The 11448-nt window shown below is 55.7% G+C and carries 13 protein-coding genes; 1 reads left to right on the top strand and 12 read right to left on the bottom strand.

Annotated features, from left to right (window positions below):
* Nucleotides 1-823 (bottom strand): patatin-like phospholipase family protein (locus ABY734_RS12450; RefSeq protein ID WP_372779555.1); only part of this gene is annotated, 823 nt, incomplete at its 3' end.
* An 87-nt stretch (nucleotides 824-910) separates the two neighbouring features.
* Between ABY734_RS12450 and ABY734_RS12445 the strand changes: the two genes are divergently transcribed.
* On the top strand, nucleotides 911-1717 hold the full coding sequence (locus ABY734_RS12445; RefSeq protein WP_372779560.1) for an enoyl-CoA hydratase/isomerase family protein: 807 nt from the start codon (nucleotides 911-913) through the stop codon (nucleotides 1715-1717).
* A 10-nt stretch (nucleotides 1718-1727) separates the two neighbouring features.
* Here the strand turns inward: ABY734_RS12445 and ABY734_RS12440 are convergent, their stop codons facing one another.
* The 11 genes from ABY734_RS12440 to ABY734_RS12390 all read right to left on the bottom strand — a co-directional run bounded on the left by ABY734_RS12440 (nucleotide 1728) and on the right by ABY734_RS12390 (nucleotide 11273).
* Complete coding sequence (locus ABY734_RS12440) at nucleotides 1728-2114, bottom strand: nucleoside triphosphate pyrophosphohydrolase family protein (protein ID WP_372779553.1); 387 nt, start codon at nucleotides 2112-2114, stop codon at nucleotides 1728-1730.
* A gap of 14 nt (nucleotides 2115-2128) precedes the next feature.
* A complete protein-coding gene (locus ABY734_RS12435) occupies nucleotides 2129-5170 on the bottom strand; it encodes an efflux RND transporter permease subunit (RefSeq protein ID WP_372779551.1) in 3042 nt (1013 codons plus the stop codon).
* Between the two features lie 7 nt (nucleotides 5171-5177).
* Complete coding sequence (locus tag ABY734_RS12430) at nucleotides 5178-6350, bottom strand: efflux RND transporter periplasmic adaptor subunit (protein WP_372779550.1); 1173 nt, start codon at nucleotides 6348-6350, stop codon at nucleotides 5178-5180.
* Between the two features lie 39 nt (nucleotides 6351-6389).
* On the bottom strand, nucleotides 6390-6863 hold the full coding sequence (bcp, locus tag ABY734_RS12425) for a thioredoxin-dependent thiol peroxidase (RefSeq protein ID WP_372779549.1): 474 nt from the start codon (nucleotides 6861-6863) through the stop codon (nucleotides 6390-6392).
* A gap of 11 nt (nucleotides 6864-6874) precedes the next feature.
* Nucleotides 6875-8218 carry a DNA recombination protein RmuC gene (locus ABY734_RS12420; RefSeq protein WP_372779547.1) on the bottom strand — a complete coding sequence of 448 codons (1344 nt, stop codon included), beginning with the start codon at nucleotides 8216-8218 and terminating at the stop codon, nucleotides 6875-6877.
* Between the two features lie 49 nt (nucleotides 8219-8267).
* Entirely contained in the window at nucleotides 8268-8831 is a 564-nt protein-coding gene (locus ABY734_RS12415; protein ID WP_372779545.1) for an NUDIX hydrolase, read from the bottom strand.
* Entirely contained in the window at nucleotides 8831-9307 is a 477-nt protein-coding gene (locus tag ABY734_RS12410) for a flavin reductase family protein (protein ID WP_372779543.1), read from the bottom strand. Before ABY734_RS12410 ends, ABY734_RS12415 begins: the two co-directional genes overlap by 1 nt.
* A 124-nt stretch (nucleotides 9308-9431) precedes the next feature.
* Entirely contained in the window at nucleotides 9432-9896 is a 465-nt protein-coding gene (gene moaE / locus ABY734_RS12405; protein WP_372779542.1) for a molybdopterin synthase catalytic subunit MoaE, read from the bottom strand.
* A gap of 2 nt (nucleotides 9897-9898) precedes the next feature.
* Nucleotides 9899-10147 carry a molybdopterin converting factor subunit 1 gene (gene moaD / locus ABY734_RS12400; RefSeq protein ID WP_372779541.1) on the bottom strand — a complete coding sequence of 83 codons (249 nt, stop codon included), beginning with the start codon at nucleotides 10145-10147 and terminating at the stop codon, nucleotides 9899-9901.
* Entirely contained in the window at nucleotides 10144-10629 is a 486-nt protein-coding gene (gene moaC / locus ABY734_RS12395) for a cyclic pyranopterin monophosphate synthase MoaC (protein WP_372779540.1), read from the bottom strand. Before moaC ends, moaD begins: the two co-directional genes overlap by 4 nt.
* On the bottom strand, nucleotides 10629-11273 hold the full coding sequence (locus ABY734_RS12390) for an MBL fold metallo-hydrolase (protein ID WP_372779558.1): 645 nt from the start codon (nucleotides 11271-11273) through the stop codon (nucleotides 10629-10631). Before ABY734_RS12390 ends, moaC begins: the two co-directional genes overlap by 1 nt.
* Nucleotides 11274-11448 lie beyond the last annotated feature (175 nt).

The raw sequence follows: 11448 nt of genomic DNA, 5'->3' as shown, positions 1-11448 counted from the left end.
GGGAGGCCCTGAACTTGTCCAGCCAGCCCGGCAGGAGCGTTTTGGAAAAATGCGGCATCAGCACCAGCCCATCCCGACTCAGGGGCAAATCCATGTGGTAGTCAATCATGCCCCCGTCCCGGTAGTAGCCGGGCTCATTGGGCATCTCAATGGCCTCAAGCACAAAAGGAATGGAGCCGCTGGCCAACAGCGCTTGCTGCAGATTGTTATCCACCAGTGGCAGCAGTTTGGTGGCAAAGCCCGGAAAGGCAGACTCTGGCAAGCTCCCTGCTCGCCGGTCGACAAAAACATGGCGCGCCAGAAAGAGCGCCAACCAGTCGCGCTTACAGGCATTCAGCAAGGTAGCGGCGCCAAAGCCCAGCCCCATCGGCAATTTTGCATCCAGACCGGTCCAGCCCCGGCACAAAGCAGTCACCACGTGCAGCCGTGCCCAGGGGTGGTTCAATATCTCGGAAACGCCGGAATCGCCTAGCAGCTCATCTAAAAGACGGCTGGCAGTCTCTGTCACTTCGCGCAGGGAAGGCTTGCCACTGTAACACTGCTCAACATACAAGCGTTCAAGACGGCTGATAGCGGCAATGGGGTCGGCCGTTGAGACGGCCGCAAAACGCCAGCTACCGATGGATGAGCCTACCAGCGGCAAGGGCTTTGTTCTGGGTCGCAGCCACTCGCCAAACAGAAACTTGTCCAGCGCAGCCAGCACCAGCCACTTGGGACCACCGGCGGCGCCCGCCATAGCGGCTATCCGGTCCGGCTGCAATCCGTCGCGCTCAATAATACGGCGCGCTGCGGGCCCCGCCCTGAATCGAAGTGGTGCCGCCATCCTCAACCTCCCTATACGATCGTTAACTTCCGCCTTCGCGCTGGGGATTATACTCAATCGTCAGGAGGAAACCGCCCTATGAAAACCTTGCAGATAGACACACCCGAAACCGGGATTGCGCTAATAACCCTGAACCGCCCAGAGACGCTGAATGCTCTAAACGAACAGATGATCAGCGATCTACGTCAGACTCTCGATCAGCTCAATAACGACCGAACGAACCGGGTCATTATCATTACCGGCGCCGGAAAGGGCTTTTGCGCCGGCGCGGATCTGAGCAATACCGGCGCTGCGCCCGGCTCCATTCCCGGCACCGAGGGGATGGGCCAACTGGGTTACGTGTACAAATTTCAGGAATATCTGGCCGAGCTTATGCTCGCCATCAATGAGTGCGACAAGCCGGTCATTGCCGCCGTTAATGGCGTCGCTGTAGGCGGAGGTCTCGCGATTACACTGGCCTGCGATCTGCGTATCGCGTCCACTAAAGCCCGCTTTGGCTCGGTGTTTATCAAAACCGGACTGTCCTCCTGCGATGTGGGCACCAGCTATTTTCTGCCGCGTATCATTGGCCTGTCAGACGCCAGCGACCTGATGCTGACCGGCAGGATTATCGATGCTGCTGAGGCGCGCGAGCTGCGCCTGACATCACGGACGGTTGAGCCCGAACAGCTAATCGATGCCTGTCTGGAAAAAGCCCGGATGATTCGGGACAACGCCGAATACGGGGTGTGGATGACCAAAAAAGGGCTGCGCAGTAACGTAAATGCCAGCAGCCTGCGCGAAGCCATGGAGATTGAAAACAGAACGCAGGTGCTCGGCTACTTTACCGGCTGCATGGAAGAAGCCATGGCGGCTTTTAACGAAAAACGGCCACCGAAGTGGCCGTCTCTGTAGAGCAGGTACCTTACTGCTCGAGTATTTTACGCTCGGTATCCAGGTTGCGATTCACCGCATCGTATTCGGTAAATTTATTCGGGTAGCGGGCGCGCAACTTTTCGATGTTGACCTTCATGGCGTGCTCAAAGCTCGCCTTATCGCCCACATCTACCTTGAGTTCATCCATCAGAATGGCGATGTACCAGAACACATCGCCAATCTCTTCGACCAGGTTTACCTTGTCCAGCGGCGTGCCGTAGAAAATGTGACGCTTGACCGCATCCGTCAATTCGCCGGTTTCCGTTTGCAGGCCCATCAGAGCGTGCAGGATACGCAGATTGACCCGCGACATCTGTTCTTCGCTGGGCTGTGATTCGGTTTGTAACGCCTGCTGAATATAGTCTTCGCCTTTCATCCGCTTCTCCTGAACTATGAACTAACTGGTAGTGGTTTGCGCACACGCGCGAAAAAGGTGTAAAGCACCGGCACCGCAAACAGGGTAAACAGCGTGCCAATAGACATGCCCGCCGTAATCACCAGACCAATGCTGAAACGGCTCTGAGCCCCGGCGCCGGTAGCCATCAACAGGGGCAGCACCCCAAAAACCATGGCGGCCGTTGTCATCAGAATCGGCCGCAGCCGCACCGCCGCAGCCTGCTTGGCCGCTTCGCGAATACTCAGACCGTCTGACTCCTGCAGATTATTGGCAAAGTCCACAATCAGTATGCCGTGCTTACTGATCAGCCCGATCAGGGTAATCAAGCCGATCTGGGAATAGATATTCATGGTCGACAGACCCAGCGCCAAAGGAATCAGCGCGCCACAAATCGACATCGGCACACTGATCAAAACAATAATCGGGTCGCGGAAGCTCTCGAACTGGGCGGCCAGCACCAGATAGATCAATAGTACCGAGAAGCCGAAGGTCGCCAACAGCACATTACCCTCTTCCAGAAACTGGCGCGACTGCCCCATATAATCGTGGCTGAAACCATCGGGCAAGGTTTTCTCGGAAAGCTCATCGAGATACTCAATGGCCTGCCCCATGCTGACACCGGGTGCCAGCATGGCGCCAATGTAGGTGGCATTGAGCTGCTGGAACTGACTCAGCTTATTTGGCGAGGAACGTAGTTCAGTGGACACGAACGTCGAGAGCGGCACCATTTCACCGGTCACCGCGGGCACGTGGTAGTTGGCCAATGCCTCCGGGTTCAAGCGGAAACGGGAATCGGCCTGGGCAATGACCTTGTAGCTGCGGTTATCCACACTGAATCGGCCGCTGTTGGCCTCACCCAGATAAGTCGCCAGCGTCTTGCCGATAGCCTCCATGGTGACGCCCATCTCACCGGCAAGGGAGCGATCGATAGACACGACCAGTTCGGGTTTGTTGAACTTCAGGTCCTGGCTGACGTAGGTAAACAAACCGCTGGTCGAGGCCTCTTCGGTGATCCGCTGCGCCACCTGAAACAGCAGTTCGTCCGACAGCGTTGAGGTCAACACATACTGCACCGGCAGACCGCCGGCCGCCCCCGGCAAAGGCGGGAAATTATAGGTATAAAGCTGAAGGCCGGTTACCTTGTTCAGCTCAGAGAGCAGCGAGTCCTGTATCTCCTTGGCGCTGCGCTCTCGATCTTCCCAATCCGAGAGCAGCACCAGCGAAAACACATTGGAGTCCGACACCCAGAAAAAGCTGCGCTCGCGCTCCGGAATCTCCGCGATCGGTTTCTCGGTCTGGGCGACATATTTTTCCATGTAATCCGAGTTGGCATCGATGGGTCCGGTGCCGGTAACCACCACCACCCCATCATCTTCAAGCGGGGCCAGCTCCTGGGCAATGGAGTCGTAGAGAAAGTAGATACAACTCAGGATGATCGCGCAAAAAAGTACCGTCAACCAACGCATCTTGATCGCTTCATCAAGCGCTCGCAGATACAACTGGGTCAGACCATCCAGTACCGAGTTCACCCCTTGCGCAAAGCGCCCCTCAGACACCTGTTCGGGCAACATACGCGAACACATCATGGGCGACAGGGTTAAGGCCACCACACCGGAAACAATGACCGCCGCCGCCAGGGTAAAGGCAAATTCGGTAAACAGGGCGCCGGTAAGCCCTTCGAGAAAGCCTACCGGCCCATAGACCGCCGCGAGGGTAAAGGTCATGGCGATAACCGGGAAGGCAATTTCGCGCGCGCCTTTCAAGGCCGCCTGATAGCGCGTCTCGCCCTCTTCCATATGGCGCTGGATATTTTCCAGCACCACGATGGCGTCATCCACCACCAGACCAATCGCCAACACCATCGCCAGCAGGGTCAGCAGATTCAGCGAGAAGCCCATCATCAGCATCAATACCATCACCCCGATCAGCGACAGGGGTATGGTGACAACCGGTATCAACACCGCGCGGAAGTTGCCGAGGAAGATCAGGATAACCAGTACCACAATCACACTGGCCTCAAGCAGGGTTTTGATAACCTCATTGATCGACTTTTCAATGGACACGGTGGTATCAAAGACCACCTCCATCTTAAGCTCGGGGGGCAGCTGTTTTTCCAGCTGTGGCAGGGCCTCGCGGACATTGGCGGCCACCTCAACAGGGTTGGCGCTTGCAGAGGCCGTAGTTTGCAGAAACACCGTGCGCTGGCCGCCGTAGCGAATAACGTCCCGATAGTGTTCGGCGCCGAGCTCCACCCGCGCAATATCTTTCAAGCGAATCAGGGTCTGGCCATTGCCGCGCACGACAATATCTTCAAATTCCTGGCGTGAATTCAGGTCTGTATCAGCAGTCACCGAGATACGAACAAACTCGCCCTCAATTTTGCCCGCGGCACTCTGATAATTGTTACTTGCGAGAGCCGTTTCGACGTCTTCGGTTGAAATACCCAATGAGGCCATCCGGTCACTGTCCAGCCAGATGCGCATGGCGAAGGTGCGTTTGCCGCGAATCTGCGCCCGACTGACGCCCTCAATGGTATTGATCTCAGGCAGAATCACCTTGCTCAGATAATCGGTTATCTGCTCCTGGCTCATCACCTCGCTGACAAAACTGATGTACTGCAGAATGTCACCGCTGGCACTTTCCATTTTTTCAACCAGCGGGTTTTCAGATTCACGCGGCAGTTCAGTCCGCACCTTGTTGACCTTGGCGCTGACTTCCAGAAAGGCCGAATCCACGTCATAGTCTGGCGTCAGAAAGGCGGTGACGGTCGAGGTGCTATCGGTGCTGGTGGCGGTTATATAGGAAATACCTTCCGCCGAACTCAGCGCCGACAGGATGGGTGTCGTCACAAAGCCTTTCATCAAGGCCGCCGAGGCACCGGGATAGACCGTTGTGACGTTAATGGCGGGATAGGTAATTTCCGGATGCTGACGCAGCTGCAGGCCGGTAAAGGCCTTCAGGCCGGTTACCAGCAGCAGTAAGCTGAGCACACAGGCCAGAACCGGGCGACGAATGAAAATATCGGTGAAATTCATAGCGCCCCTATGGTGCCTGCTCGATGACTTCGACACGGGTGCCGTTGTTGAGCTTCAGCTGCCCCGCCGTCACCACCATTTCACCCGGTTCGACGCCCTCGACAATAGCCACACGGTTGCCCTGCCGTTCACCCAACTTCACGTAGCGTCGATTGACAGCCAGGCCGCGCTCCGGGGGAACTTCCATCTTGTGGATTTTTGAAAGGTCGATTTCCAGACCAAACACATTGATCGTTGTATCCGGCGTTTTCAGATTGAGATCCTGCTCGGACACCACAAACACCGAATCGCCGTACAGGGAATAACTCACCGACGTCTGGGGTACCGTCACTACCGATTGCTGCTGCTCCAGTATCACGCTGACATTGGCAAACATGCCCGGCAGAATCGCACCCGTTTCATTCTCGAAATTACCCTGCACTTGAATATTGCGGGTGGTTTCATCAACCTTCGAATTGATAGACGTAACCGTCGCTTCAAACACTCGCTCACCAAAAGCCGTGACCGTGAAGCGAAGCTTCTGGCCGACGTAAAGCTTTGGTGTGTGATATTCCGGCACCGAAAACTCGATAAGCAGCTCGTCAAGAGCCTGCAGCGTGACAATATCGTCACCGCTCTTGATATATTCTCCAACGTTAACCTGCCTTATACCCAGTCGCCCGGAAAAGGGTGCCTTGATTTTTTTCTGGGCGATAATGGCCTCGGTGCGCTCCACCTGCGCCTTCATATCGGCGAGCTGCGCTTCCACCTTGTCAAAGTCTGTGCGGGAAATCGCATTGCTGCGCATCAGCCGCGAGTCGCGATCATAGTTAATCTTGGCAAGACGGTACTGAGCCTTGAAGCTTTTCAGGTTGGCTTGCTCAACGTCGTCGTCGAGCTGGACCAGCACATCGCCCTCTTCCACTTCCTGACCCGAGGCAAAGTAGATCTCTTTAATGAGGCCATTGGCTTCCGTCGTTATATCTACGCCGTTAACCGCCTTTACCGTACCAACGGCGGAGAGCGTTATATCCCACTGCTCTTCAAGGGCGGCATTTGCCTCAACGCCAACCGGCGGCGGCACATAGGCCGCAACAAAACCGTCCACCATCCGATCCCGAAATTCGATCCAGCCAAAGATCGCTCCGAACACCACGCTCAGGGTGAGCAGGGTGATGGCGGTGTACATAAACTTTCTCATGGCATTACCTGATCGATTCGGGAAACGTAGCGTTGCGATTTACAGATTTTCGCTGACCCATGCTAGCACGTCGTCGTGGTGGGTCTTGGTTTTGAATTTATCGAGAATATGCAGCAGGCGGCCATCCTTACCAATGACGAAGGTGGTGCGAACCGTTCCCATATTCTCTTTACCCATAAACTTTTTCAGCTGCCAACAGCCGTATTTATCGATGATCTTGTGGTCTTCATCAGACAGCAGCGTGAACTTGAGATCGTACTTTTCCTGAAAGCGCTTCAATTTGGCGGGCGGATCAAAGCTGACGCCCAGCACCACGCAATCGTGCTTCTTGAGCTGTTTGTCGGTATCTCTCAAACCACAGGCCTGCGTCGTGCAGCCCGGGGTCATTGCCCGCGGGTAGAAATAAAGAATAACGTTCTTCTTGCCCTTGAAGTCTTTCAGCGAGACTTTGTTGCCATCCTGATCCAGCAGGGTAAAGGCCGGGGCCATGTTGCCAACTTTGGGAAATGCCATTATCCGCTCCGTTAGTCGTCTGTCGTCAGTGATTCGATGTCGTCTTCTGCCTGATATTTCTTGGGCAGGCTCCGCTTGACTTTGGCGCCGAGCTTTTCAAGCTTCTCCACCCGGCGTACCAGATTACCCCGGCCGCGACTGATACGGTCGAGGGTTTTTTCATAGGCTTCGCGGCTGCGATCCAGATGCTTGCCGACATCCTCTAGCGAAGCCAGCATCATCACAAACTGGTCGTGAAGACCACCCGCCTCCCGGGCAATGGTCTCTGCGTTACGGTTCTGGTGCTCGTGACGCCAGATGCTCTGTACCGTGCGCAGGGTTGCCAGCAGCGTTGTCGGGCTTACCACGATGATATTCTTCTCGTAGGCGGTGCGGAACAATTCAGGGTCGGCGTCAAAGGCCGCCATAAAGGCCGACTCAATTGGCACGAAGATCAGCACAAAATCCAGTGAATTGATGCTGCTGATATGCTCATAGGACTTGAGGCTGAGGCCGTCGATATGCTGCTTCACTGAGCGCACATGGGCCTGCAAAGCCTGCTTGCGCTCGGTTTCTTCCTCTGCGCTGACGTACTGTTCATAGGCCACCAGCGAAACCTTGGCGTCGATGACGATATCTTTTTCATCCGGCAGATGCACAATGACATCGGGCTGCAGACGGCGGCCATCCTGCTGGGTAAAGCTGGCCTGGGTTTCATATTCGTGCCCTTTGCGCAGGCCTGATTCTTCCAGCACTCGCTCCAGTATCACTTCACCCCAGTTGCCTCGGGTTTTGCTGTCCCCTTTCAGAGCCCGGGTGAGGTTCACCGCCTCGGCACTCATGCGCTGATTGACCTGCTGAAGCTGGGCTATCTGTTCTTTCAGCGTACTGCGGTCGCGGGATTCCTTGTCATAAATATGATCCACCCGCGTCCGGAATTCCTTGAGTTGATCTCGAAATGGCGTCAGCAGGGTTTCCAACGTCTGGCGACTTGATTCGTTAAAGGTCTTCTGTTTCTGCTCAAAGATGGAATCGGAGAGTTGTTTAAACTGAGCCGTCAGCTGGTCTCTGGCCTGCTCCAGCAGTCGCATTTTTTCATCATGCGTCTTGGCCTGCTCTTCCAATCGCGTTGCCAGACGGGCGTTTTCGTTGGCCTCCTCCAGGTTTTTCTGACGCAACTCAGCCAGCTCCCGGTTCATGCGCTCGCTTTGGGCCGTTGCCGCCTCCAGTTTGATTGCGTAAGCCCTGGCGTCCACTTCAACTGCTCGAATGGCTTCATCCGTTTTGCGGCGACGCCGAACATCGCCCAGTAATACACCCAGTATCAAACCGAGGATTAGCGCACCAGCAAGCAATGAGATGGTCGTGATCGTCATTATAGTAATGGCTTCTTCCGGAGTGTGGCCCTGCGGGCAACACAGATTTCTAGCGTTTATTCCAGCCAGTATGCTCAGCCCACAATGGACTGGGCTGATCTACCCTGACCGGGTAGACACCGTTTTTGCGATCTTCGAGGTATTCCGTCAGCAGGTCAGTCACCACGGGAAAGGCAATCTCCTGCCAGGGAATCTCGCTTTCATCAAACAGCTGAACATCCAGGCTTTCGGGACCGGCGGCAAATGCACCATCGCGCAGTTCACCGCGATAGAACACATAAACCTGATTAATGTGGGGAATATCGAACAGCCGATAGAGGGTTTCTCCCTCAACAGCCGCACAGGCTTCTTCCTGCGATTCACGCAAGGCACCCTGCAGCATGGTTTCGCCGTTTTCCATAAAGCCGGCAGGAACGGTCCAGTAGTTTTTGCGCGGTTCGATAGCCCGGCGACACAGCAGAATCCGGTCGCCGGAGGTGATCAGGCAACCCACAACCACTTTCGGATTGTGGTAATGAATGATGTTGCAGTGATCGCAGATGTAGCGGGGTCTGTCATCGCCTTCGGGGATGCGTTTATCAACCGGCTTTCCGCATTCACTGCAAAAATTCATCAGCGCAGCTCGCGGTATTTGCCCGAGAAGAAGACCAGCGGTTTGTCACTGTTGCTGTTGACCATGCTCTGCACCTTGCCAACCAGAATCACGTGGTCACCGCCCTCATAGCGCTGCCAGATATCGCATTCAAAGGTCGTCAGGGCGCCCTTGATCATCGGCGTGCCGTGGCGGCCCAGGGTATAGTGGCCTTTGTCGAGGGCGTGATCGCCCTTTTTAGCGTACATGTTGGACAGATCCATCTGCTCCTGGGAGAGGATGTTGACGGCGTATTTTTTTGCCTTGGCGAAGGCTTCGAAACATTCAGAATCGTTCTGCAGGCTCCACAAAACCAGCGCTGGGTCAAGCGACACAGAAGCGAACGAGTTAACCGTCATGCCAAAAGGCTCATAGCCGTCAGGGTTTGCAGTGATGACACAAACACCGGTTGGAAAACGCCCCAGAGCGTTACGAAATTCGCGGCTGTCCAAGCTCATGATTATTCCTTTTACAGGTGAGATAAGGCCTGCGCATTATACACGCCTGACACCCAAAATTAATGGCAGCAAAGGCCGTACAAGCCTCCAGATCGGGCCTTTCAGCTCGTCCGTTTAAATGACATTACCAGCGATCAGCCGCCTGCTCATCGCTGTCTCGCGCCTCAACCCAGAAATCCCCCTCGCTGGTGCGCTCCTTTTTCCAGAACGGCGCGCGGGTTTTCAGGTAGTCCATAATGAACTCGCAGGCGGCAAAGGCCTCGCCGCGATGACTGGCTGCAGTAACCACCAACACGATCTGATCGCCAGGAACAAACTCTCCCACCCGATGAATCACCGTCGCACCAAGAAGCTGCCAGCGATTCGCAGCCTCGTCAACAATCCTGCCCAGCGCCTTTTCGGTCATCCCCGGATAGTGCTCCAGGCTCATGGCATCGACCCTGCGGCCGTCATTGCTGCTGCGCATGGCACCGATAAAACTGGCGACACCGCCAATCGAATCTGTCAGAGCCTGAACAAGCCGAATTTCTTCACCGGCGTCAAAATCTGCCGCACCGACCTGCACTTTTAGCCGCGCCGTACTACCCATCGTCAGCCCCCGGTGACCGGCGGATAAAAGGCCAGTTCATCACCCGGCTTTACCCGCGCCTTGGCGTTAACCACTTCCTGATTCAGCGCCGTCAGCACATTGGAAGCACAGAGCGCCTCTTGCCACTGCGGGTATTCAGCGACCAATGCCGCGCGAACGTCCTCGACGCTGGCTTCAGCGGCCAGCGGCCACTGCAGTTCGGATTGCCCCAGCGCCTCGCGCAACTTGGCAAAAAACAGCACTTTAATCATGTCGCCGCCTGCCAGTGACCGGAGCGGCCACCCAGTTTCTCCAGCAGCTTGACCTCACCGATAACCATGCCTTTGTCGACCGCCTTGCACATATCGTAAATGGTCAAGGCCGCCGCAGAGGCCGCCGTCAGCGCTTCCATTTCCACGCCGGTCTGCCCAGCCAGCTTGCAGCGGGCCTCAATACGCACAGCATTGTTGTCTGGGTCAGGGGTCAGTTCGACCTTGACCGAGGTCAGCATCAGCGGGTGGCACAGGGGAATGAGATCGGAGCATTTTTTAGCCGCCTGAATACCTGCAATACGGGCGACCGCCAGCACATCTCCTTTCTTGTGCTCACCATTAACAATCATAGACAGGGTTTCCGGCTTCATACTGATTAAAGCCTGGGCTCGCGCCTCCCGCTCAGTGACCGCCTTGGCGGTAACATCCACCATCTGGGCATTGCCCTGGGCGTCTATGTGGGTCAGAGAATCTTTTGTCATCAGCCGAACCGCGTATCTGCGACGAAGGGATTGGTCTTGCGCTCTTGCCCAAAGGTAGAGGTCGGTCCATGCCCTGGAATAAAGGTAACGTCATCACCCAGCGGCCAGAGCTTTTGCTGAATGGAGCTGATCAACTCCTCGTGGTTACCCATGGGAAAGTCCGTGCGGCCGATCGAGCCTTGAAACAGCACATCGCCCACAATTGCCAGACGCACGCCGTCGTGAAAAAAGATCACGTGCCCCGGCGTATGCCCCGGACAATGACGAACCTGCAGGGCTTGCTCCCCCACTGTCACTGTGTCGCCGTCATCCAACCACTGATCGGGCACAAAAGCATCCGCGTGCGGAAACCCCGACATCTGGCACCACTCCGGCAGCTTATCGATCCAGAAGCTGTCTTCTTTCTGTGGGCCGATGATGGGAACGCCAAACTCCTTGCGCATATCATCAGCTGCCGCGCAGTGATCCATATGACCGTGAGTCAGCAGTACCTTTTCCAAGGTGCCACCCAGCTGTTCGAGGCCGGCCTTGATACGATCCAGATCACCACCAGGGTCGACCACCGCAGCCTTACCTGTGGCCTCACAAACCAGAATACTGCAGTTCTGTTGATAGGCCGTTACCGGCACAATCGCGCACTTCAACATCATTCAAAAACCTGTCAAATCAAGCCTGCAAGCTTATCACACAGCCCAACCCTCGGCAGCCCGCCGCAGAGAAAGCGATTTCCCATATTGCCATTTAACGGGCATTTCTATAGAGTAGCGGCCCTTCTGCGGTGAGGTGTCCGAGTGGCTGACTCGAAGGTCACCGTAGAGA

It is taken from the genome of Litorivivens sp. (assembly GCF_041624475.1).
Classification (GTDB): domain Bacteria; phylum Pseudomonadota; class Gammaproteobacteria; order Pseudomonadales; family Spongiibacteraceae; genus Litorivivens.
Note: the sequence above shows the minus strand (reverse complement) of the source record. Positions and strands in the feature narration are given on the sequence as shown.

Coding starts and splice junctions, on each gene's coding strand:
- ABY734_RS12420 (WP_372779547.1), bottom strand. CDS start 8,218: ATGACGATCACGACCATCTCATTGCTTGCTGGTGCGCTAATCCTCGGT.
- moaC (WP_372779540.1), bottom strand. CDS start 10,629: ATGACAAAAGATTCTCTGACCCACATAGACGCCCAGGGCAATGCCCAG.
- moaD (WP_372779541.1), bottom strand. CDS start 10,147: ATGATTAAAGTGCTGTTTTTTGCCAAGTTGCGCGAGGCGCTGGGGCAA.
- ABY734_RS12440 (WP_372779553.1), bottom strand. CDS start 2,114: ATGAAAGGCGAAGACTATATTCAGCAGGCGTTACAAACCGAATCACAG.
- ABY734_RS12430 (WP_372779550.1), bottom strand. CDS start 6,350: ATGAGAAAGTTTATGTACACCGCCATCACCCTGCTCACCCTGAGCGTG.
- ABY734_RS12435 (WP_372779551.1), bottom strand. CDS start 5,170: ATGAATTTCACCGATATTTTCATTCGTCGCCCGGTTCTGGCCTGTGTG.
- ABY734_RS12415 (WP_372779545.1), bottom strand. CDS start 8,831: ATGAATTTTTGCAGTGAATGCGGAAAGCCGGTTGATAAACGCATCCCC.
- bcp (WP_372779549.1), bottom strand. CDS start 6,863: ATGGCATTTCCCAAAGTTGGCAACATGGCCCCGGCCTTTACCCTGCTG.
- moaE (WP_372779542.1), bottom strand. CDS start 9,896: ATGGGTAGTACGGCGCGGCTAAAAGTGCAGGTCGGTGCGGCAGATTTT.
- ABY734_RS12410 (WP_372779543.1), bottom strand. CDS start 9,307: ATGAGCTTGGACAGCCGCGAATTTCGTAACGCTCTGGGGCGTTTTCCA.